Here is a 22,333-nt window from a genome sequence, read left to right on the forward strand (position 1 = left end):
ATCCCGAACAGGACCGTGAAACGACTCAGCGCCGATGATAGTGCGGATTCCCGTGTGAAAGTAGGTCATCGTCAGGCTAATATCCCCAAACGCCCGGTCTAATACGATCGGGCGTTTTGCTTTTGGGGGTTAAATTTGTGGGCGGCAAAGGTCATCAAGGAATTGGCATGACGAGGCTCTGTTCCCCTGCAGTTTTTTCGTTGGCGTCGCCACGGGCCTTGTTGTTTGACCTCGACGGCACCCTGGTCGATACATTGGGTGATTTTTGCGCCGTGCTGGATGCGGCGTTTACCGAATGTGGCTGGCCCACGCCTTCTCGCGCGTTCGTTGCCGCGACGATTGGCAAGGGCGGCGAGCACTTGATTCGAAGTGCCCTGACCCATCAGGGCATCCCGCAGGATGCCTATGCGATGGCGGCGGAGGCGTATCAGCGGCATTACGAGCACCTCAACGGCACGCATTCGCAGGTGTTCCCTGGTGTCTCTGAAGCCTTGGCGGGCCTGCATCAGCGTGGCCTGCCTCTTGTTTGTTTGACCAACAAGCCACAGGCGTTTGCTCGAACCTTGTTGGACCGCAAGGGTTTGCTGGCGTGCTTTTCAGCCGTATGGGGCGGCGATAGCTTTGAGCGCAAAAAGCCCGACCCGCTGCCCATTGTGCGCAGCGCTGAGTTGTTGGGCTTGCGTGCGCAGCAGGTTTGGATGATTGGGGACTCCCGCAATGATGCACAGGCAGCGCGGGCGGCTGGAGCGCCTGTGATGCTTGTGGCTTATGGCTACAACCATGGCGAACCGGTGGAGCAAGCAGGAGCCGACGCCGTGCTGGAGAGTTTGCTTGAGTTGCCACCCATGCTGGACGAGGCTGCGGCTCGCGAAGCGGGTTGAGCACGCATTCAGGCGGTGTGCGGCACAAGGGGGCTGGTACACTGCCTTAGTTATGTTCATCGCACGCAAGCACATCAAAGGGTCTCACGACCGGGGAGCCTGGCCCTGGCGACCCCTGCCCGACTTCGACTGAAGCCGCTTGTTGCTTGCATGGCGCGCTAACTTTGCGCGCCACCCCAGTTGCACCACAGCCAGATTGCCGCAATGGCAGCGCAAGATCGTGTGGTGCATTCTCAGACGCAACAAGCGATTTGATACCTGCGCCGCCGGTGACGCCTCAACGGTGCGCGCCCGGGCCTCTGGGAATGACAGCGTGATCACATCAACCGAATTTGAACGACTGGCTGCGGCTGGACACAACCGCATTGCCATGGTCAGCGAGGCCTTTGCTGATCTTGAAACCCCTTTGTCGCTCTACCTCAAGCTCTGCACGGGAGATGGGCAAGAGGCTGCGCGCTACAGCTTTTTGCTGGAGTCCGTCCTCGGTGGTGAGCGCTTCGGGCGTTACAGCTTTATCGGCTTGCCTGCCCGCACGGTATTGCGCGCGCATGGCCACCACATAGAGGTGCAGCGTGATGGGCAGACCATCGAGCGCCATGAGGGCAACCCGCTGAGCTTTGTAGAGGCCTACCAGCAGCGCTTCAAAGTGGCGCTGCAGCCAGGCTTGCCGCGCTTCTGCGGTGGGCTTGCGGGCTACTTTGGCTACGACGCGGTGCGTTACATCGAGCCGCGCTTGGCGGCTGGGCATAAAGACGGCGGACTCAATACCCCTGACGTGATGCTGCTGCAGTGCGAAGAGCTTGCGGTGATCGACAACCTCTCGGGGCGTCTCTACCTCATCGTCTATGTGGACCCGCATCAGCCCGATGCTTACGGCTGGGGCCAGCAGCGCTTGGCGCAATTGCGTGCCAAGCTCAATCGCAGCGTCAGCGCGCCTGAGGTCAAGCCCAGTGCTGCGCACCCGGTACAACGCGACTTTGCCAAGGCCGACTACCTGGACGCCGTGCTGCGTGCCAAGGAGTACATCGCGGCTGGCGATTTGATGCAGGTGCAGGTGGGCCAACGTTTGCACAAGCGCTTCACGGCATCGCCCTTGAGCCTCTACCGCGCGCTGCGTTCGCTCAACCCCAGCCCGTACATGTATTTCTACGACATGGGTGACTTCCAAATCGTCGGAGCATCGCCGGAGATTTTGGTGCGCCAGGAGCGTGCTGCGCAGTCTCGCAAAATCACCATCCGTCCGCTGGCGGGCACGCGCCCGCGTGGAGCTACGTCTGAGCAAGACTTAGCCCTGGAGGCGGAGCTCAAAGCCGACCCGAAAGAGCGGGCCGAGCACTTGATGCTCATTGACTTGGCGCGCAACGACATCGGGCGCATTGCCAAGACGGGTACGGTGAAGGTCACCGATGCTTTTGTGGTGGAGCGCTATTCGCATGTGATGCACATCGTCAGCAACGTCGAAGGCGAGCTGCGCGATGGCATGAGCAGCCTCGACGTGCTGCGCGCCACATTCCCCGCGGGCACGCTCACCGGCGCGCCCAAGATCCGCGCCATGGAGCTGATTGATGAGCTCGAGCCGGTCAAGCGGGGCATCTACGGCGGTGCCTGTGGCTATTTGAGTTTTGCCGGGGATATGGACTTGGCCATTTCCATCCGGACCGGTGTGGTGCAAAACCAGACGCTGTATGTGCAGGCCGCCGCCGGTGTGGTGGCGGACTCGGTGCCCGAGCTGGAATGGCAAGAGACCGAGCACAAAGCCCGCGCGCTGCTGCGTGCGGCCGAATTGGTTGAAGCTGGTTTTTGAAGGAGGCTGCCATGCTGCTGATGATTGACAACTACGACAGCTTCACATTCAACCTGGTGCAGTATTTTGGCGAGCTGGGTGCCGAAGTCAAAGTGGTGCGCAACGACGAGATCAGCGTGGCCGAAATCGCCGCGCTCAACCCTGATCACATCGTGCTCTCGCCCGGCCCTTGCACGCCTGCTGAGGCTGGTGTGTGTGTGGAGGCCATCGCGCATTTCGCGGGCAAGAAGCCGCTGCTGGGCGTGTGCCTGGGCCACCAAAGCATGGGCGCGGCCCTGGGCGGGCGCATTGTGCGCGCACGCACGCAAATGCATGGCAAGGCCAGCACCATCAGTACCGATCAGCGTGGTGTGTTCAAGGGCTTGCCGCGCGATTTCAGCGTCATCCGCTACCACTCGCTGGTGATTGAAGAAGCCAGCCTCCCCGCAGTGCTGGAAGTCAGTGCGCGCAGCGAGGACGGCGAGATCATGGGCGTGCGCCACCGTGAGTTGGCGGGCACGGCCACACCGCTCGAAGGCGTGCAGTTCCACCCCGAGTCCATCCTGTCTGAGCACGGCCACGCCATGCTCAAGAACTTCCTTGAACTGGCGCACTGACGCCTCCCCATCCTCACCACTGCAGGAGTGCTGCCATGTCCATCACTGACTCAGAAGCGCTGACCCGTTGTATTGAGCACCGCGAGATCTTCCACGACGAGATGCTCACGCTGATGCGCCGCATCATGAGCGCTGAGATGAGCCCGGTGATGGCGGCTGCCCTGCTCATGGGGCTGCGGGTCAAGAAGGAAACGGTGGGCGAAATCAGTGCCGCCGCCACCGTGATGCGGGAGTTCTCCGTCAAAGTCGAACTGCCGCCGCTGCCGCACTTGGTGGATGTGGTGGGCACAGGCGGTGATGGGGCTCACACCTTCAACATCTCGACCTGCTCGATGTTTGTGGCTGCGGCCTGCGGTGCGCAGGTGGCCAAGCATGGCAACCGCAGTGTGTCGAGCAAGACCGGCAGTGCGGATGTGCTGGAGGCGCTGGGCGCCAACATCATGCTGAACCCTGCGCAGGTGGCCCGTTGCGTTGCCAGCGCGGGCATCGGATTTATGTTCGCGCCCAACCACCACCCGGCCATGAAGAATATTGCGCCCGTGCGCAAAGAGCTGGGCGTGCGCACGGTGTTCAACATCCTGGGTCCGCTGACCAATCCAGCGGGTGCGCCCAACATCCTGATGGGCGTGTTCCATCCGGACTTGGTGGGCATTCAGGTGCGGGTGCTGCAGCGCTTGGGTGCGCAGCATGCGCTGGTGGTGTATGGGCGCGATGGCATGGACGAAATCTCGCTGGGGGCTTCGACCTTGGTGGGTGAGCTGCGCAACGGCGAGGTGCGTGAGTACGAAATTCACCCCGAAGACTTCGGTCTGGCCATGGCCAGCAACCGCAGTCTCAAGGTCGATGGGCCTGAGCAAAGCCGCGCCATGCTGCACGCCGTGCTGAACAACGAAGCTGGTCCGGCGCGCGACATCGTGGCGCTCAATGCCGGGGCTACGCTCTATGCGGCCAATGTGGCGCCGTCCATTGCTGAGGGCTTGGCACTGGCACAGCAGGCTCTGGCAACGGGGGCGGCGCGCGCCAAGCTCGAACAGTTCGTGGCCGCCACACACCAAAGCTGAAAGCCTTGTCCATGTCAGACATCCTGAATCGCATCAACGCCGTCAAGCGCGAAGAGGTGGCTGCGGCGCGCGCCAAGCGCTCCTTGGAGTCCCTGCGCGCTGAGGCTGAGGCCCGTCGCGACACACGCGGCTTTGCCGCCGCCATGCGCAGCCACATGGCTGCTGGGCGCAGCGCGGTGATTGCCGAAATCAAAAAGGCCAGCCCCAGCAAAGGCGTGCTGCGCGAGGACTTCCAGCCCGCGCAGATTGCGCAGTCCTACGCTCAGCACGGCGCGGCCTGTCTGTCGGTGTTGACCGACGAGCCTTTCTTTCAAGGCAGTGCGCTGTATCTGGAACAGGCGCGCGCTGCCTGCGATGTGCCTGTGCTGCGCAAAGACTTTTTGGTGGATCTCTACCAGGTCTATCAAGCCCGTGTGATGGGCGCTGACGCCGTGCTGCTCATCGCCGCCAGCCTGGACGACGGGCTGATGGCCGAGCTCGAAGCCTGCGCCATGGAGCTGGGCATGGACGTGCTGGTGGAGGTGCATGACGCCGCGGAGCTGCAGCGCGCATTGCGCCTGCGCACGCCGCTGGTGGGTATCAACAACCGCAATTTGCGCAGCTTTGAGGTGAGCTTGGACACCACGCTGGCGCTGCGGGCCGAAGTGCCTGCGGACCGCGTGCTGGTGACCGAGTCCGGCATTCTCAGCGCGGCCGATGTGGCCCGCATGCGCAGCGCCGATGTGCACGCATTCCTCGTTGGCGAGGCCTTTATGCGTGCGCCCAACCCCGGCGAGGCCTTGGCCGCGCTGTTTGCCTGAGCGCTGCCGACATGACCACGGAGCCGCACCAGCAAGCTTTGTGGGGCGATGCCGCCCACGCGCTGCAGCAGCCCATAGACCAGGTGCTGGCGCAAGCGCTGAGCGACCCTGCGCTGGACGCTGCTTGGCGTGCGCCGCTACAGCGCTGGTGTGATGGCGCAGCGGGGCAGGCGTTGCTTGCCCATGTGCGGGCGCGTCAACAAGCGGGTGCCACCATCTACCCGGTCGACCCTTTCAGGGCCGTGCGGATGACGCCCCTGCACAAGGTGCGCGTGGTCATCCTGGGGCAGGATCCCTATCACGGCCCTGGTCAGGCTCAGGGGCTCGCGTTTTCGGTGCCAAAGGGGCAGGCTTTGCCGCCGTCCTTGCGCAACATCTACAAAGAACTGGCGCGCGATCTCGGGCCTCAGGCTTGGCAAACGCCAGGCCATGGTCATCTGGGCGCCTGGGCTGAGGCGGGTGTGTTGCTGCTCAACACCTGCCTGACCGTGGAAGACGGTGCTCCCGCCAGCCACGCTAAACAAGGCTGGGAAGCACTGACCGACGCCTGGATAGCCGCGGCAGCCCAGCATGCCAGCCCCAAAGTGTTTTTGCTCTGGGGCGCCCATGCACAGGCCAAGGCGACTTTGCTGGGCCAGCCGCAGCACCTGGTGCTGATGGCCAACCACCCCTCGCCACTGTCGGCCAGCCGCCCGCCACGCCCCTTCATCGGTTGCGGCCATTTCTCAAGCGCCAAAGCCTGGTTGGCCGAGCGTGGTGAGACACTGAGTTTCGAGCTCCCACCTTAGGCGCTGCACACCCGCCATGAGCGGGGCACTGGGGAAGATACCAGCATCGTACCAATTGACTGGTTTGAAATTTTGGTACTAAACTGGTATTAATCATGAGTCGTTTTCCCCTCATCCAACCTTGGGCCGCGCCTATTGCTGCCGGTCATGCCTCCATCCGTGCCCTCATTGGTGTGGACGGCGGTGGTACAGGCACCCGCGTGCGCTTGAGTGATCTGCATGGCCAACTCTTGGGCCAGGGGCAGGCCGGACCTTCAGCCTTGGGGCAAGGTGTGGCCCAGGCTTGGCAACACATCCAGCAGGCGGTGCAGCAAGCGCTGGCACAGGCTGGGCTGGAGAGCTTGAGCCTGTCGCAGCTGGGCATTGGCCTCGGGCTGTCGGGCGCGGGCGTGCCGGATCAGGCGCGTGACTTCATGGCCCTCAATCCGGGCTATGCCTTGGTGTGCTTGGAAAATGATGGCTTTACCTCCGTGCTGGGGGCCCATGGCGGCGCACCCGGTGGCGTGCTGGCAGCAGGCACGGGCACGGTGGGCGAGGCCCTGCGCAGCGATGGCAGCCGAGCCCTGGTCAGTGGCTGGGGCTGGGTCAGCGGTGATGAAGGCAGCGGTGCCTGGCTGGGTCTGCAAGCCATGCGTCTGGCGCAAAAAGCGCTGGATGGTCGCTTGCCTGCCGGGCCTCTGGCACGTGCCGTCTGGGCGCATTGCGGCGCAGTGAGCGCGCAAGGGCAGGGCAGCGTCCAGGCGCTGGCGGCCTGGGTGGCGCAGGCAGGCCAACATGCTTATGCACAAATGGCACCGCTGGTGCTGGACCATCAAACACAAGATCCCGCCGCAGCAGGCTTGGTCGAGCTGGCTGTTCAGGAGCTCGAAGCCGTGATCCGCGCGCTGGACCCTCAATCGACTTTGCCGCTGTCATTTACCGGCAGTGTGGCGCAGCGCCTGGCCTCGCAGTTCTCGGCCGGCGTGCGTGCACGCTGTGTTGCTCCGCAAGGAGATTCCGCCCATGGCGCGCTGCTTTTGGTCCGCAGCGCGCTCAGTGAGAACTGCTGATGTCCTCTGTCAAACCTCCCCTCGAGTTCAAGCCCGACGCCAAGGCTGCGTCTCCGCTGTACATGCAGCTGGCGCACAAGCTGGCGCAAGCCATTCGCGATGGCCACTATCACGCCGACGAGGCTCTGCCCTCGGAGCGTGTGCTGGCCGATTCCTTGCAGCTCTCGCGCGTTACCGCCCGCAAAGCCATTGATCGATTGGTGGAGCAGGGCTTGATCGTGCGCAAGCGCGGCTCAGGCAACTACATCGCGCCCAAGCTGGAGCAGCCTCTGTCACGGCTGACGAGCTTTTCGGAAGAGCTGCACCAACGCGGCTTCACCCCCAGCAGCCGTTGGCTGATGCGCGGCTTTGCCGTGGCGGCACCGGACGAGCAGCTCTCGCTGGGTCTGGCCACGGGCCAGCGCGTGGCGCGCTTGGAGCGCTTGCGTTTGGCCGACCAAGTGGTCATGGCCTATGAGGTCAGCGTGCTGCCCGAAGAGCAGCTGCCGGAGCCCAAGGCCGTGACGGTGTCGCTGTACGAACACCTTGCCGCTCAAGGCCGTGCGCCGGTACGCGCGCTGCAGCACATCCGCGCCATCAATGCGGACACCCGCTTGGCCGGGCTGCTGCAGGTGCCTGTGGGGCAGGCAGTGTTGTTCATCACGCGCGTGGGCTATCTGGAGTCGGGCCAAGCGGTGGAACTCACGCATTCCTATTGCCGCAGCGACTACTACGACTTCGTCGCAGAAATGCGCAGGGACGCTTGAAGGGGCATGGGCGTGCGGACTGTTGACGGATTCATCCTGACCCCTGAAGGCTTTGTGCAGGGGCAGCTTCATATCGAGCAGGGCCGCATTGCCCGTATCAGCGGCACGCCCGTGAGCGAGTACGAAGTGCGCCATGGCGCACAAGCCTTGCCCATTGTGTTGCCCGGCTTTGTCGACGTTCACGTGCATGGCGGCGGTGGCTTCGACACGATGGAAGGCGGCGAGTCCGCCCTGCGCATGGCGCGCGTGCATGTGCGTCACGGCACCACCTCGCTGCTGGCCACGACCATGACGGCGCCGCTGGATGAAATCCGCAGCGCCATGGCGGCATTGGCACAGCAGGTGCGCGAGCGTGCGCCGGGCTCGGCCCGTGTGCTGGGTGTGCATCTGGAAGGGCCCTACATCAACCCCGGCAAGCTCGGCGCACAGCCCGCATTTGCCAAGGCCGCCACCTTGGAAGAGGTGATGGACTTGCACGCGCAAGCGCCCATACGCCTCATCACACTGGCACCCGAGCTGGAAGGCAATCTGGCCTTGTTGCCACAGCTGCGCGCGGCAGGTTTTCAGGTGCAGATCGGTCACACCCTGGGCAGCTATGAAGACGGCGTGGCCGCGCTGCAGCAAGGGGCTGAAGGTTTCACCCACCTCTTCAATGCCATGCCCGGTTTGCACCACCGCGAGCCCGGCATGGTGGGCGCTGCCTTGGCGCACGCGCGCTACGCCGAAATCATTCCGGACTTGCTGCATGTACACCCGGGTGCCATTCGCGTGGCGCTGCGCAGCATTCCCTGCTTGTTCTGCGTGACGGACTCCACTGCCGCGGCGGGCATGCCCGATGGCGACTACCGCCTGGGCCGCCACACCGTCAAGAAGTGCCTGGGCGGCGTGCGCCTGCCCGACGGCACGTTGGCAGGTTCCACGCTAACCATGGACCAAGCGCTGCGCAATCTGGTGTTCCAGCTGGGGCTGGAGATTGCCGACGCTTCGCAACGTGTTTCGACGTTTGCGGCTGATTTTCTGGGGCTGGATGACCGAGGCCGATTGGCCGCGGGCGCCCATGCCGATGTTGTAGTACTGGACCGTGGCTTGCAGTTGCAACGCGTGGTCGTAGAAGGGGAAGAAATTGACCTCGCGAATGCTGGATGAGGCGCTGAGTGCGCCGCAAGTGGTGGCCCGTCAACTGGCTGCGGATCAATCCGCCTATGCTGCCCTGGGCGAGGTGTTGCGTGCGGCGCCTCCCTCGGCCTTGCTGACCGTGGCGCGAGGCAGCTCGGACCACGCCGCGCACTACATGGCCTACCTCATCATGGCGCGGCTGGGGCGTTTGGTCACCTCGTTGCCCATGTCCTTGGTCACGCTCTACCAAAGCCGCATCGAGTGCCAGGGGCTGGTGTCGCTGGCTTTCTCGCAGTCGGGCCAGAGCCCGGACTTGATTTCGCCCACGCGCTACTTCCGTGAGCACGGCGCCCGCACGGTGGCCTTTGTGAACGCCGAAGGCTCGCCTTTGGCTGAGGCGGCAGAGTTCCGCTTTGGCTTGCACGCCGGCCCCGAGCAAAGCGTGGCCGCCACCAAGAGCTATATCGCCCAGCTGCTGGCGGGCGCGCGCCTGGTGGCTGCATGGCAAGGCGACGACGAGATGGCCGCCGCGCTGCAACAGCTGCCCAAGGACCTGGAGCGTGCCGCTGGCTTGGACTGGCGCGCCGCGGTGTCGGTGCTGCAAGGCGCGGACAAGCTCTTCGTCATCGGGCGCGGCACCAGCTTGCCCATCGCGCAGGAAGCAGCCTTGAAGTTCAAGGAAACCTGCGGCATTCAGGCCGAGGCTTTCTCGGGCGCCGAAGTCAAGCACGGCCCCATGGCTTTGGTGGAAGACGGCTACCCCTTGCTGGTGTTCGCGCCGCGTGGCCCCGCACAAGCGGGCTTGGTGGCTCTGGCCGAGGAAATGCGCGGCCGCGGTGCACGCGTGCTGCTGGCAGCCCCTGCCGGCACGCCAGGTGCGGAGCTGGAGTTGGCATGCACGGGCAGTGAGGACTTGGACCCCATCGCCGCCATCCAGAGCTTCTACCCCATGGTCGAGGCGCTGGCGCAGGCGCGCGGGCTCAATCCCGATCAGCCGCGCCATTTGGCCAAGGTCACCAAAACCCATTGAAGCAGCACGCCCCTTGTGGGCGTGTGGTCGCATCTGCAACCTCACACAAGAACAACACCATGAGCACCACCTCCGCACATCCCGGCCGTGTTGTGATGGTCGACATCCAAGGCAAGCGCCTGGATGCGGCCACTGCAGCCTTTTTGCGCCAGCACCAGATTCGCGCGGTTTGCCTGTTCCGTAAAAACCTCGGCACAGAAGCCGAGGTGCGCCAGCTGTGCGCTGATTTGCGCGAGGTCATGGGCCCCGAGGCCTTGATTGGGCTGGACCAAGAGGGCGGCTCGGTGGTGCGCGCCACCTTTTTGCCCCAGCCACCATCGGCCATGGCACTGGGTGCGGGCGGCGACGCGGCCCTGGCGCGCGAGGTGGGTGCGGCCGTGGCGCGCGGCCTGCGTGCCATTGGCATCAACTGGAACTTCGCACCCGTTACCGACATCAACAACAACCCGGCCAACCCCGTGATTGCCGAGCGCAGCTTCAGCGAGCGCGCTGATGAGGTCACGCGGCTGGCTGGGGCATGGATGGCGGGCTCGCTGGAGGCGGGTGTGGCGTGCTGCATCAAGCACTTCCCTGGCCACGGCGACACGCATGTGGACTCGCACCTGGACCTGCCCACGGTGAACAAGAGCCGTGCGGAACTCGACGCGCTGGAGCTCATCCCCTTCAAGGCGCTGCGCGACCAAGCGCCCTCGGTGATGACCGCGCACATCGTCTACCCGCAGATCGATCCTGACTACCCGGCCACGCTCTCGCGCACGATTTTGGGCGGCATCCTGCGCCAGGAGTGGGGCTACGACGGTGTGGTGATCACAGACGCACTCATGATGAAGGCCATTGCCGACCGCTACGGCTACGCGCGCGCATCGGTGCTGGCACTCAATGCCGGCGCCGATTTGATCTTGGCGCAAGGCTCGCTGGAAGAGCAGGGCCAGGCCATCGGCGCTTTGCAAGCTGCGCTCTCGCTGGGCGAGCTGCCGCAGCAGCGCGTCAACGAAGCAGCGGCGCGGCTGGATGCCCTGGCGCAGCGCTTCCCGGTCGCCATCGCCAGCTACAGCGACGCGCAGCGCGCGCAGGACGACGCGCTCATGCGCCGCGCCTGGGCTGCGGGCCTGAGCACCTTGCGTGGCGCCCGCGCGCCCGGTCTGGATGAGCCCGTGCGCGTGTTGGTGCAGCAAGAGGTGCCCACCGACGGTGTGTCTGAAGCCGGCCCCACGGGCGAGCAGGTGCGTGCCTTGTTTGCGGGCCACCGCCAAGTGGAGGTGCTGGCCGTGCCCAGCATCACGGCGCTGGATTGGGCCAGCCTGCCGCAAGACGGGCGCTTCACCGTGCTGGCCTCCACCGCGCGGGCGCGCTATGGCGACGTGGCTCAGGCTTGGCGCCCGGACCTGCATCTGATTCTGTGGAACCCTTTCCAGTCGCTGGATGTGGCGGCCCCCACGGTCATCAGCTGGGGCTATGCCGACGGCGCCCTGGCCGCCCTCCAAGCCTGGCTGCAAGGCCGTCTGGATGTCCAGGCCACGGCACCTGTGACGCTCAACTGAAAGCCTTTGCACCATGACCACTCAGCGCTCGCCCATTCAATGGGTGCCCAGCCTGTACTTTGTGCAGGGCATGCAGTTTTTCGTTGTCATGCTGATCGCGGGCATGATGTTCAAAAACATGGGCGTGCCCAATGATCAGATCGCGCGCTGGACGGGTTTGATCGGCCTGGCCTGGGCCTTCAAGCCGCTGTGGAGCCCCTTCCTCGAAATCTTGCCCAGCAAGAAAAAAGTGGTGGTGGCCATGCAGTTCCTTGGCGCGGGGGGCTTGCTGGGGGTGGCGCTGGCTTTGCAGTTGCCGGCGTGGTTTGGCGCCAGCATTGCGGTGTTCTTTGTGCTGGCCTATGCCTCGGCCACGCATGACATTGCTTGCGACGGTCTTTACATGGCATCGCTCGACGCCAAGCAACAAGCGGCTTATGTGGGCTGGCAGGGGGCATTTTTCAATGCCTCCAAATTCCTCACCATGGGCGGCCTGCTCATTCTGGCCGGCTATCTGGAGCAAAGCATCGGCGTGAAGCCGGCGTGGAGCGCCATCTTCGTCGCGCTGGCGGTGGTGCTGGCGCTGCTGGCTGCCTACAACGCCCGCGCGCTGCCCGACCCGCGCCCCAGTGAGAGCGAACGCATCAGCGTGTCCCAGGTGGGCAGCACCCTGGCGGAAGTGGTGCTGGACTTCCTCAAGAAGCCCGGCATCTGGCTGTGCATCGTGTTCATCCTGCTGTTTCGCTTTGCCGAAGGCCAGGTGCAGACCATCGGCCCCTTGTTCTTGCTGGAATCGCGCGAGCAAGGCGGCCTGGGCCTGAGCACGGCGCAAACCGGCGGCGTGTACGGCACGGTGGGGACGGCGGCCTTTTTGGTGGGCAGCATCTTGGGCGGCTACTTCACGTCGAATTTGTCGCTGCGCCGTGCCATGCCGGTGTTGATTGTGGCCATGGCCGTGCCCAGCGCTACGTTCTACTACCTGGCTGCGACCCAGCCCCAAGACATGTTCCACATCGGCGCGGCCATTGCCGTGGAGATGTTTGGCTACGGCTTTGGTTTTGTCGGCATGATTTTGTTCATCATGCAAGTGGTGGCGCCTGGCCGCTATCAAACCGCGCATTACGCGCTGGGCTCGGGTGTGATGCAGCTGGGCTTCATCCTCTCGCGCACCATCAGCGGTGACGTGCAGCTGGCCATGGGCTATGAGCAATTCTTCCTCTGGACCATCCTCTGCGGCGTGCCGGCGTTGGTGCTGATGTTCTTTGTGAAGTTCCCGGCCGCGCAGGCCGCCGAGCCCACAGCGCAAGGCCAGGAACTGCCTTCGGCGGCACGTTGATGAGGGCATGAGCTCGATATGACGCAGCACACACACCCGGCCCTTCGGGGCCTGGGTTCATGCTTGAGGGCCGTTGGGGCCCTTTGGTTTTTCTCCGGTGCGGTGGCCCACAGCACCCCCGCAGCAGAGCCCGCGCGACTGATGTTCGACGACTTCAGCTACGCCGATGCTGCAGCACTGCAGGCCCAAGGTGGCTGGCGGATGCGCAGCGCGGCAGGCCACCCCGGTGTGCCGCAAGCGCGTTGGGCGCCGGAGATGGTGGATGTGGTGGCCGACCCGCAGCACGGCGCGCAGCGTTGGTTGCGCCTGCGCGCGCAAACCGATGGCACGGCAGCAGGCACGCAGCAGGCGCAGCTGTGCCATGCCCGCAAATACCTGGAAGGCACTTATGCGGCGCGCATTCGCTTCAGCGACGCACCCGTGAGCGGCGCCGACGGCGACCCCGTGGTGCAGACCTTCTACGCTGTGGCGCCGCTGCGGCACGACTTCGACCCTGAGTTCAGCGAGCTGGACTGGGAATACCTGCCCAACGGCGGTTGGGGCAGCGACAAAACGCGGCTGTATGGCATCAGCTGGCAGACCGTGCGGTTGGAGCCCTGGGCGGCCTACAACCAGTCCCACGAGGAGTTTGGCAGCCACGCGGGTTGGCGCGTGCTGGTGATGCAGGTGGCGCAGGGGCGCACGCGCTGGTATCTGGATGGCCGCCTGCTGGCCGAGCATGGCGGACGCAACTACCCGGTGGTGCCCATGTCCATCAACTTCAATCTGTGGTTCTCGCCCGGCGGTCTGCTGCCGGCGTCCACGCAGGCGCGGGCCTACGAGCAGTTGGTGGACTGGGTCTTGCATGTGCCGCAGCAAACCCTTTCTACCGAGGCCGTGTTGGCGCAGGTGCAGGCGTTGCGCCAGCAAGGCGTGAGCCAGCGCGACACCGTGGCCCCAGCTCAACCGCCGCTGCCCAGCAGCTGCGATTTCTAGGCTTTTGAATTGACCCAGCGTCCGGCGCCATCGAACCCCTCGGTGGCCCGGCAGAGACAACAAGGGGAGGCGCGCCCATGGTGAGCAACACACGATTTGCATCGGTCGATGCGCTGCGCGGCCTGGCCGTGGCAGCCATGCTGCTGGTGAACAACCCCGGCAGCTGGTCGCATGTCTATGCGCCGCTGCAGCATGCCCCCTGGCATGGCTTTACCTTGGCGGATTTGGTGTTTCCGCTGTTCCTCTTCATCGTGGGTGTGTCCATTTCCCTGTCCATGGGTGGGCGCATTGCTGCGGGCGCACCCAAGGCCCCGATGAGCCGCAACGCCCTGGTGCGGGCGGCGCGCATCGTGGTGCTGGGTTTGGTCTTGCACGCGCTGGCCTGGTGGCTGATGGACAAGCCCGAGTTTCGCCTCATGGGCGTGCTGCAGCGCATCGGGCTTTGCTTCGCCCTCGTGGCCCTGGCGGCCATTTGGTTGACGGTGCGTCAGCAGTGGCTGTTGTTCGCCGCCTTGCTGCTGGGCTATGGCGCTTTGCTGGCCAGCGCTGGCGACTTGAGCAAATCAGGCAATCTGGCCTCGCAGCTGGACAGCCTCATCTTGGGCCGTTGGAACTACGAGTGGCATGCACAGACGGGCATGGGGCACGAGCCCGAGGGCTTGCTCTCCACCCTGGGCGCCTTGGCCAGCACCTTGCTTGGCGTGCGTGCGGGCGATGTGCTGCGCCGTGCACAGCCGGCCGTGCTGGCGCTCATGGGCGGTGTGTGCCTGGCGGCAGGCTGGTGGCTGGCGGGCTATCAGCCCATGAACAAGCAGCTGTGGACACCGGCCTTTGTGCTGTGGTGCGCGGGCTGGTCTTTGCTGCTATTGACTGCAGGACATCTGCTCTTGGACCGCTTGCAGCTGCCGCCCCTGGGCCGCGCCTTTGGCGTCAACGCCATTGCGGCCTACGCCGGTGCTTGGGTGATGGCTGTGGTGATGTATGGCTTCAAGTGGCATGAGCCCGCATTTGAGGCTCTGCGCCATGCCCTGCCGAGCCTGCCCGCACCCGCTCAGTCTCTGACCTTTGCCATGGCCTTTGTGCTGCTGTGGGGCGGCGTTGCCGTGCTGCTGGACAAGCGCGGCATCTACATCAAAGTCTGATCCGGCCCCAAAGGGAATTGCCATGAGTGAGCCCATTGCCTTGCGCATGCCGCCGGACATTCAATCCGTGCAAATCGGTGAGCATCAGCTGGTCTTCATCGACGATTTTTTGGAAGACCCGCAGGCGCTGGTAGACATTGCTTGCGTCAGTGCGTTTGAGCCCTACCCAGGCTTGGCCGAACGTAAGGGCTATCCGGGTATTCGCGCCGAAGCCCCCAAGGACTACGAGCAGGTGCTGACGGCTTTGATGGACCCGCTCATCCGGCTCAACTTCGGCGTCCCTGAGCATTTGCCGCTGCGCAAAAGCATCAGCGCCTTTTCCCTGACCACTTTGGCGCCTAATGACCTGGGGCCGCTGCAGCGCACGCCGCATTTCGATGCCAGCACGCCTCACCACATGGCGGTGCTCCTCTACCTCTGCAACGAAGAGCAAGGTGGCACGGCGTTCTATCGCCACCGTGCCACCGGTATTCAGCAGGTGACCGAGCACAACCGCGAGCGCTTTCTCGACGTCTACAACCAAGAGCTGCAACAGCAGCCTCCGCCTGCGCGCTACTTTGAGCAGGGCGACCAGTTCTTCGAATTCCTCGGCCGCATGCCTGCGCGCTTCAACCGGCTGGTCATCTATCGCGGCAGTCTGCTGCACACGGCCTGCGTCAACCCCGTGCATGGCATCAGCGCCGACGCACGCCATGGCCGTTTGACACTCAACACCTTCTACGACTTCTAGCCGCTGCACGGTGGGGGTGGGGCATTGCACCGTCGATAGACCCAGTGACATGAAAAAACCCGGCCTAGGCCGGGTTTTTGTTGTGGGCTCAGTGGTTTGAGCGTGTCGATCAGAACTTCGCGCTCAGACCAATGCGGTAGGTGGTCTCGCCTTCGAAGTACCAGGTCGGGAAGCCGCCCTTGAGCGAGGGGCGCACGGTCGATGCAGCACCAGCGGCACCGTATTGCACGTCGTCTTGCTTGAGCAGGTTCACAGCGTCCAGCGACAGACGCAGGCCCTTGGCGACGTTCCAACCCAGGCTCAGATCCAGGCTGCCCGTGGAGTCGTGCATGCGGTTGCCGTACCAGCCGCTCTCACGCACCATGTACTTGGAGCGCCAGTTGTAGGCCAGACGTGCCGAGTAGCTGTCGTTCTCGTAGTAGCCCACCAGGTTGGTGTTGTGCTTGGAGGACAGCGTGAACTGGTTCAGCTCGTCTTGGTAGCTCTTGGCCGGAGCCGTAGCGTCCGAGAAGGTGTAGTTCGCCGCCACACCAAAGCCGTTGCTGAAAGCGTGGTTGGCTTGCAGTTCCAGACCCTTGATGCTGCCGCCACCTGCGTTGACGAAGCGGTTGATGGTCCAGCTGTCCACGCCCGTGTCAGGGCTCACGACGCCAACCTTCTGGTTTGTTGCGGTCTGGGTGGTGATGAAGTTGTTGATCTTCTTGTAGAAGATCGCCGCCGACACCAAGTTGCCACGGCCGTAGTAGTACTCCAGACCCAGGTCGAACTGGGTGGACTTCTGCGGCTTCAGGGTGGGTGTGCCGTAGTTGAACGCGTCATTGGCCGTGTTCTGGTCGTCAAAGCCCACCACGGTCGTGTTGAACATATTGGCGAAGTTCGGGCGCGTGATGGCTTGTGCCGCAGCAAAGCGCAAGATGGTGTTGCGCTGCACGTCAACGGCCACATTCAGGCTCGGCAGGAAGTCGCTGTAGCTGGCGCTGCGCGAGGTCTTTTCCTTGCCCCAACCGTTGTTTTGCTTAGCGTCCGTTTGCTCGCTGCCCGACCACTTGCTGCCGTCGAAGGCATAGCCCGTGGATGTGGCGCGGGTGTGGACGTAGCGCAGGCCGAAGTTGCCGTGCACCTTGTCGGCGTCAAAGTCGAACATGCCGTACATGGCACTGTTCTTCTCGTTCAACTCAGCATAGGCCGAACGGTCTTCCACCCAGCCCAGCACATTGGCGCGCGCTGCGGAGAGCATGGCGTCGATATTGGGCTGTGGCAGCGACCAGCCGCCGACCATGTCGATGCTGCCGCTGTAGAGGCCAGCCGTGTCAAACGACTTCACGTTGGCAGCAGTGGGTTGCAGGCCACGGAAAGCTTGGCGGGTGAAGGTGTGGTCGGTAGAGCGGATGCCCGTCTTGAACGAGGTCAGGACGCCCAGGTTCAGGTCCACGCTGCCGTCGAGCTGCATGAAGCTTTCGCGGTCCTTGTTGGGGCCACGGCCGTTGGCCCACAGCTCGGGCGCGGACTTGGCGGGCAGGTTGCTCACGCCCACGTTTTGATTGGACGCGGGCGACAGCACGATCTTGCTGCCGGTGGCGTCGATGGTGCCGGTCCAGATTGGCAAGGTGCCCAGTTTGGCACCTGGCTCAGCCCATTGGCCGTAGGCGAAGTTGGCCGTTTGGTCCGTGCCGCCCTCTGCCTTGGTGGTGCCCAGCGCGGTAGTCAGCTTGAAACCGTCACCTTTGAATGCACCGTCCAGCACCAGGCTGTTGGAGTTCATGGACGCCGAACGCACCCAGTTCTGCAGGAACACGTTGTGCTTGGTCGGATCCGCAGTGGTGCGGGTGTTGAGCACGCACAGGCCGTTGACGGGGTTGGTCTTCTTGCAATCGGTAGCGTCGCCGTTGCCAGAGAAGATGTAGTGGCTGGTGTTGGAGTTGTTGGCATCCAGCGCCAGACGCGTGTAGGTCAGGCCCAGGTCGATGTTTTGGGTCGGACGTGCTTGCAGCGAAACATTCAGCGCCGTGCGCTTGCGGTCTTGCACAAAGGTGGACGGCGCCACATCGCCGGACCAGCGCATATCGGCTTCAACGCCCTTGCGCACGTAGTTGCCGTTCTCAATGCCAGCAGCGACCAGCACGCCGAAAGTCTTGCCCGCGTTGCGCCAGCTGTACAGACCCGAGACGTCCTTGTTCCAGTCCTTGCTGATGCCACCCTTGCCCAGCTTCACGCCACCGTAAATGGTGTTGGGTGCCAGGTCCAGGGGCTTGCGGGTCTTGACGATCACGGTGCCGCCAATGCCGCCTTCGGTCAGGTCGGCCTGGGAGGACTTGTAGACCTCCATGCCGCCGATCAGCTCAGGGGGCAGCAGCGAGTAGTTGAAGGAACGGTCTGTGTCCTTCTGGTCGTACCAGCCGGTCGACGCCACGGTTTGGCCGTTCAGCGTGGTGTAGGTCATCTGCGGATCGGTGCCGCGGATCGACACAGAAGCGCCGACGCCGAAATCACGGCCCACCGAGATGCCAGGGATACGACCCAGCGCCTGACCCACGTCAGCGTCAGGCAGCTTGCCCACGTCTTCTGCCGTCACCGCGTCGACCACCGCGTTGGCGGCCTTTTTGATGTTGGCGGCAGATTGCATCGAGGCTCGGATGCCGGTCACGACGACCTGCTCCAACTGCTTGCCGTCGTTGGCTTCAGTGGCTGATGCGGCTTTGCTCTGGGCTTGAGCCTGGGCGCCGAGCGAGATGCTCAGCAAAACGAGTGCCGCTGCTGTGGCGACTGGGGTCTTGTTGACCTTCATAACTGCTCCTCTGATTGGCCAAATTGCTTGTGAATGGCCTGTTAAAGAAGACGAGGCCGATCCTGCTGTGCGTCGATAGACGCCCTAAGTCAGCCTTCGCTACACCTTCAAATGCAACCAATGCCATGCCACTATAGCTTTCTATAGATCCAATTAGCTACCAGTTGTTGAGCGGTACTTTCCCTGCTGTGGCGGGGGTGAGACCGTTGTTGATGGGTGATTGCAAATGGGCGACGCGTCGATCGGCGTCAGGCTTGGGGGCCAATGCGGAAGACCCAAGTCTGTCGTTGGTCAGCGATTGGTATGCATCACCGAGCCCGGGAAATTGAGCGTGCGAGCGCCGGCTGTGATTTGTGCGATTGCCGAGCTGCAGAACTGATTGCTGACAAAATTTGTTTGCGCAGTAAAAAGACCGTGCTATAGTCTAGGGCTTGCCTTGGAGGGGTGGCCGAGTGGTTAAAGGCAGCAGACTGTAAATCTGCCCGCTAACGCGTACGCTGGTTCGAATCCAGCCTCCTCCACCAAAGGCAACGCCGATGCTCGGCTTTGTTGGGTATTGGTCAGTGCTCCCGGGCGGGAGTAGTTCAATGGTAGAACCTTAGCCTTCCAAGCTAATGACGCGGGTTCGATTCCCGTCTCCCGCTCCACGGCAGGTTCTAGAGTGGTTGTTGTGTCGGCACCGGTTTGGTGATTTGGGTCTTCAAACCTGTGTCGATGCCCATGTGGCTCAGTGGTAGAGCACTCCCTTGGTAAGGGAGAGGTCACGCGTTCGATCCGCGTCATGGGCACCACCGTTTTCTTCGTCTGATCTTCGGATCTGTTCTGTACGCCAGGAGCGCATGATGGCAAAAGGCAAGTTTGAACGTACCAAGCCGCACGTGAACGTGGGCACCATTGGCCACGTGGACCACGGCAAGACCACGCTGACCGCTGCGATCGCAACGGTGCTGGCAGCCAAGTTCGGCGGCGAAGCCAAGGCCTACGACCAGATCGATGCGGCGCCTGAAGAGAAGGCTCGTGGCATCACGATCAACACTGCGCACGTTGAGTACGAGACGGCCAACCGCCACTACGCACACGTGGACTGCCCCGGCCACGCTGACTATGTGAAGAACATGATCACCGGCGCGGCTCAGATGGACGGCGCGATTCTGGTGTGCTCGGCCGCTGACGGCCCGATGCCCCAGACCCGTGAGCACATCCTGCTGGCTCGCCAAGTGGGCGTGAAGTACATCATCGTGTTCCTGAACAAGTGCGACATGGTGGATGACGCCGAGCTGCTGGAACTGGTCGAAATGGAAGTGCGCGAGCTGCTGTCCAAGTACGACTTCCCCGGCGACGACACCCCCATCATCAAGGGTTCGGCCAAGCTGGCGCTGGAAGGCGACAAGGGCGATCTGGGCGAAGCCGCGATCATGCGTCTGGCCGATGCGCTGGACAGCTACATCCCTACGCCTGAGCGCGCCATCGACGGTGCCTTCCTGCTGCCGGTGGAAGACGTGTTCTCGATCTCTGGCCGTGGCACCGTGGTGACTGGTCGCGTTGAGCGCGGCATCATCAAGGTCGGCGAGGAAATCGAAATCGTCGGTATCCGTGATCTGCAAAAGACCACCGTGACTGGCGTGGAAATGTTCCGCAAGCTGCTGGACCAAGGCCAGGCTGGCGACAACGTCGGTATCCTGCTGCGCGGCACCAAGCGTGAAGACGTCGAGCGCGGCCAAGTGTTGGCCAAGCCCGGCTCGATCAAGCCGCACACGCACTTCACCGCTGAGGTGTACGTGCTGTCCAAGGAAGAGGGTGGCCGTCACACGCCGTTCTTCAACAACTACCGTCCCCAGTTCTACTTCCGTACCACGGACGTGACGGGTGCTGTTGAGTTGCCCAAGGACAAGGAAATGGTCATGCCTGGCGACAACGTGGGCATCACCGTGAAGCTGATCGCTCCGATCGCTATGGAAACCGGTCTGCGCTTCGCGATCCGCGAAGGTGGCCGTACCGTGGGTTCGGGCGTGGTTGCCACCATCCTCGAGTAATTTTCTTTTTGAGACCACAGGGGCATAGCTCAATTGGCAGAGCGTCGGTCTCCAAAACCGAAGGTTGGGGGTTCGAGACCCTCTGCCCCTGCCAGCAGACGTTAAACCTCTGCAGGTGACTGTGGTCAAGGCAAGCCCGCGGGAGTTCTTCTCGGCGGGCTTTGCTGCTAGTGGGGTAGCAAAGCGCGAGGCGCTGCTGCCGGACAGAAAGCGATATCAATGTCGAACACTCAAGTCGAAACGGTGACCTCGGGCGCCGATAAGTTCAAACTGGTGGCTGCGGTGTTGCTGCTTGTTGGGGCTTTGGTGGCGTTTTACGCCCTCAGCGCCAAGGGTGGTCTGGTGCAGTGGGGTGCCTTGTTGGCATTGCTGGCGGCTGCATTGCTGGCATTCTTCACCTCCGAGTCGGGCAAATCCTTGATCGCCTATGGCCAGGATTCGGTGCGCGAAACTCGCAAGGTGGTGTGGCCGGCGCCTAAAGAGGCCATGCAAATGACGGGCTATGTGTTCGCCTTTGTGGTGGTGATGGCCCTGTTCCTGTGGCTGACCGACAAGACCTTGGAATGGGTGCTCTACGACCTGATCCTGGGCTGGCGCCGCTGAAGGCCCTGAGGGGCTGGTGATCAAAGAGTTAGGACCAAGATGAGCGAAGCACACAACACCGTTGCGGCCGAAGTCCCGGCCGGTCTGCCCAAGCGCTGGTACGTGGTGCATGCGTATTCCGGTATGGAAAAGGCAGTCGAGCGCAATCTGCGTGAGCGCATTGATCGCGCCGGCATGCAGGACAAATTCGGCCGTATTTTGGTGCCCACCGAAGAGGTGGTTGAGCTGAAGAATGGCAAGAAGGCTGTGACCGAGCGCCGCTTCTTCCCTGGCTATGTGCTGGTGGAGATGGTCATGGACGACGACACCTGGCATTTGGTCAAGCACACCTCCAAGGTGACGGGTTTTGTGGGTGGTGCGAAAAACCGCCCGGCTCCCATCTCCGAGGCGGAGGTGATGAAGATCGTCAACCAGATGCAAGAGGGTGTGGACAGGCCGCGCCCCAAGGTCGAGTGGACGGTGGGCGAGGTCGTGCGTGTCAAGGAAGGCCCGTTCACGGACTTCAATGGCAGCATCGAGGAGGTCAACTACGACAAGTCCAAGCTGCGCGTGTCGGTCACGATCTTTGGTCGCGCCACGCCGGTGGAGTTGGACTTCGCGCAAGTCGAGAAGGTTTGAGTCCTCGGTAGTTCCCGCGTTGATCTCTTGAGTCAGGCCCGCACCAGCGGGCTTGATGCATTTTGGGCAATGCGGTAGGATCGCGGGCTTGGCTGACGTTTGGGCTGGGTTTGGCTATGCCAAATTCAGGGCGAACGTGGGCCCGTAGTCAGTCTGCAACGAGATGCAGGCAAGAGGAGCCCGAGGGGCGTGGCTGCGGCGGTGAAGACCGCTTTCAGTCCCGGCGCCAGAGGCGTTAGCACTCAAGGCAAATCGGCGAGGCCGCCGAATTGCACTCAGGAGCATATATGGCCAAGAAGATTGTCGGCTTTATCAAGCTGCAAATCCCGGCCGGCAAGGCGAATCCTTCGCCTCCCGTCGGTCCTGCGCTGGGTCAGCGCGGTCTGAACATCATGGAGTTCTGCAAGGCGTTCAACGCGCAGACTCAAGGCTACGAGCCTGGCATGAAGTTGCCCGTGGTCATCACGGCATTCGCAGACAAGAGCTTCACCTTCATCATCAAGTCGCCTCCGGCAACTGTGCTGCTGAAGAAGGCTGCCAAGATTGAAAAGGGCTCGCCCCGCGCGCACCTGGACAAGGTGGGCAAGCTGACGCGTAGCCAGCTGGAAGAGATTGCCAAGACCAAGCAAAAAGATCTGACTGCCGCCGATATGGACGCAGCAGTTCGCACGATCGCTGGCTCGGCCCGCTCTATGGGCATCATCGTGGAGGGTGTCTGAC

At 63.1% G+C, this 22,333-nt stretch carries 20 protein-coding genes and 4 tRNA genes; 23 read left to right on the forward strand and 1 reads right to left on the reverse strand.

What is annotated here, in order from left to right; genetic code table 11:
- The first annotated feature begins 116 nt into the window (after nt 1-116).
- The 15 genes from gph (at nt 117) to ACG0Z6_RS10240 (ending at nt 15,574) form a co-directional block, all read left to right on the forward strand.
- A complete protein-coding gene (gph, locus tag ACG0Z6_RS10170; RefSeq protein WP_394461015.1) occupies nt 117-881 on the forward strand; it encodes a phosphoglycolate phosphatase in 765 nt (254 codons plus the stop codon).
- A 313-nt stretch (nt 882-1,194) separates the two neighbouring features.
- Nucleotides 1,195-2,685: an anthranilate synthase component I gene (trpE, locus tag ACG0Z6_RS10175; protein ID WP_394461017.1), complete on the forward strand. Its 1,491-nt coding sequence runs from the start codon at nt 1,195-1,197 to the stop codon at nt 2,683-2,685.
- An 11-nt stretch (nt 2,686-2,696) separates the two neighbouring features.
- Complete coding sequence (locus ACG0Z6_RS10180; RefSeq protein WP_394461019.1) at nt 2,697-3,281, forward strand: anthranilate synthase component II; 585 nt, start codon at nt 2,697-2,699, stop codon at nt 3,279-3,281.
- A gap of 35 nt (nt 3,282-3,316) precedes the next feature.
- Complete coding sequence (trpD, locus tag ACG0Z6_RS10185; protein WP_394461021.1) at nt 3,317-4,342, forward strand: anthranilate phosphoribosyltransferase; 1,026 nt, start codon at nt 3,317-3,319, stop codon at nt 4,340-4,342.
- Between the two features lie 11 nt (nt 4,343-4,353).
- The gene (gene trpC, locus ACG0Z6_RS10190) at nt 4,354-5,142 is read left to right on the forward strand and encodes an indole-3-glycerol phosphate synthase TrpC (protein WP_394461023.1); all 789 of its coding nucleotides are present in this window, start codon (nt 4,354-4,356) and stop codon (nt 5,140-5,142) included.
- A gap of 11 nt (nt 5,143-5,153) precedes the next feature.
- Nucleotides 5,154-5,930: a uracil-DNA glycosylase gene (locus tag ACG0Z6_RS10195; protein WP_394461025.1), complete on the forward strand. Its 777-nt coding sequence runs from the start codon at nt 5,154-5,156 to the stop codon at nt 5,928-5,930.
- 95 nt (nt 5,931-6,025) lie between these two features.
- Nucleotides 6,026-6,979, forward strand: coding sequence for a glucosamine kinase nucleotide-binding domain-containing protein (locus tag ACG0Z6_RS10200; protein ID WP_394461027.1), 954 nt, complete (start codon nt 6,026-6,028; stop codon nt 6,977-6,979).
- A complete protein-coding gene (locus ACG0Z6_RS10205; RefSeq protein WP_394461029.1) occupies nt 6,979-7,725 on the forward strand; it encodes a GntR family transcriptional regulator in 747 nt (248 codons plus the stop codon). Before ACG0Z6_RS10200 ends, ACG0Z6_RS10205 begins: the two co-directional genes overlap by 1 nt.
- A gap of 12 nt (nt 7,726-7,737) precedes the next feature.
- Complete coding sequence (gene nagA, locus ACG0Z6_RS10210) at nt 7,738-8,871, forward strand: N-acetylglucosamine-6-phosphate deacetylase (RefSeq protein ID WP_394461031.1); 1,134 nt, start codon at nt 7,738-7,740, stop codon at nt 8,869-8,871.
- A complete protein-coding gene (locus tag ACG0Z6_RS10215; RefSeq protein WP_394461033.1) occupies nt 8,849-9,871 on the forward strand; it encodes an SIS domain-containing protein in 1,023 nt (340 codons plus the stop codon). Before nagA ends, ACG0Z6_RS10215 begins: the two co-directional genes overlap by 23 nt.
- Nucleotides 9,872-9,930: 59 nt before the next feature.
- Nucleotides 9,931-11,412 carry a beta-N-acetylhexosaminidase gene (gene nagZ / locus ACG0Z6_RS10220; protein WP_394461035.1) on the forward strand — a complete coding sequence of 494 codons (1,482 nt, stop codon included), beginning with the start codon at nt 9,931-9,933 and terminating at the stop codon, nt 11,410-11,412.
- Nucleotides 11,413-11,425: 13 nt separating this feature from the next.
- On the forward strand, nt 11,426-12,727 hold the full coding sequence (locus ACG0Z6_RS10225) for an MFS transporter (protein WP_394461038.1): 1,302 nt from the start codon (nt 11,426-11,428) through the stop codon (nt 12,725-12,727).
- Nucleotides 12,728-12,745: 18 nt separating this feature from the next.
- Nucleotides 12,746-13,702 carry a glycoside hydrolase family 16 protein gene (locus ACG0Z6_RS10230; RefSeq protein WP_394461040.1) on the forward strand — a complete coding sequence of 319 codons (957 nt, stop codon included), beginning with the start codon at nt 12,746-12,748 and terminating at the stop codon, nt 13,700-13,702.
- Nucleotides 13,703-13,779: 77 nt separating this feature from the next.
- Nucleotides 13,780-14,844 carry an acyltransferase family protein gene (locus tag ACG0Z6_RS10235; RefSeq protein ID WP_394461042.1) on the forward strand — a complete coding sequence of 355 codons (1,065 nt, stop codon included), beginning with the start codon at nt 13,780-13,782 and terminating at the stop codon, nt 14,842-14,844.
- Between the two features lie 22 nt (nt 14,845-14,866).
- Entirely contained in the window at nt 14,867-15,574 is a 708-nt protein-coding gene (locus ACG0Z6_RS10240; RefSeq protein ID WP_394461044.1) for a DUF6445 family protein, read from the forward strand.
- Nucleotides 15,575-15,683: 109 nt separating this feature from the next.
- Here ACG0Z6_RS10240 and ACG0Z6_RS10245 read toward each other — a convergent pair whose 3' ends face one another.
- Nucleotides 15,684-18,359, reverse strand: a complete 2,676-nt coding sequence (locus ACG0Z6_RS10245; RefSeq protein ID WP_394461047.1) for a TonB-dependent receptor — start codon at nt 18,357-18,359, stop codon at nt 15,684-15,686.
- A 438-nt stretch (nt 18,360-18,797) separates the two neighbouring features.
- Between ACG0Z6_RS10245 and ACG0Z6_RS10250 the strand changes: the two genes are divergently transcribed.
- The 8 genes from ACG0Z6_RS10250 to rplK all read left to right on the forward strand — a co-directional run bounded on the left by ACG0Z6_RS10250 (nt 18,798) and on the right by rplK (nt 22,332).
- A tRNA-Tyr gene (locus ACG0Z6_RS10250) sits at nt 18,798-18,883 on the forward strand.
- A 49-nt stretch (nt 18,884-18,932) separates the two neighbouring features.
- Nucleotides 18,933-19,006 (forward strand) — tRNA-Gly (locus ACG0Z6_RS10255).
- A gap of 69 nt (nt 19,007-19,075) precedes the next feature.
- A tRNA-Thr gene (locus ACG0Z6_RS10260) sits at nt 19,076-19,150 on the forward strand.
- Nucleotides 19,151-19,201: 51 nt separating this feature from the next.
- Nucleotides 19,202-20,392 carry an elongation factor Tu gene (gene tuf, locus ACG0Z6_RS10265; protein WP_394461049.1) on the forward strand — a complete coding sequence of 397 codons (1,191 nt, stop codon included), beginning with the start codon at nt 19,202-19,204 and terminating at the stop codon, nt 20,390-20,392.
- Between the two features lie 18 nt (nt 20,393-20,410).
- A tRNA-Trp gene (locus ACG0Z6_RS10270) sits at nt 20,411-20,486 on the forward strand.
- A gap of 125 nt (nt 20,487-20,611) precedes the next feature.
- Nucleotides 20,612-20,995 (forward strand): preprotein translocase subunit SecE, encoded by a 384-nt coding sequence (gene secE, locus ACG0Z6_RS10275; RefSeq protein WP_394461051.1) that lies wholly within the window; start codon nt 20,612-20,614, stop codon nt 20,993-20,995.
- Between the two features lie 39 nt (nt 20,996-21,034).
- The gene (gene nusG, locus ACG0Z6_RS10280; RefSeq protein WP_394461053.1) at nt 21,035-21,613 is read left to right on the forward strand and encodes a transcription termination/antitermination protein NusG; all 579 of its coding nucleotides are present in this window, start codon (nt 21,035-21,037) and stop codon (nt 21,611-21,613) included.
- A 287-nt stretch (nt 21,614-21,900) separates the two neighbouring features.
- The gene (gene rplK / locus ACG0Z6_RS10285) at nt 21,901-22,332 is read left to right on the forward strand and encodes a 50S ribosomal protein L11 (protein WP_394461055.1); all 432 of its coding nucleotides are present in this window, start codon (nt 21,901-21,903) and stop codon (nt 22,330-22,332) included.
- The last annotated feature ends 1 nt before the right edge of the window (nt 22,333 follow it).

Source organism: Roseateles rivi (assembly GCF_043555845.1).
Taxonomy (GTDB): Bacteria; Pseudomonadota; Gammaproteobacteria; order Burkholderiales; family Burkholderiaceae_C; genus Roseateles; species Roseateles rivi.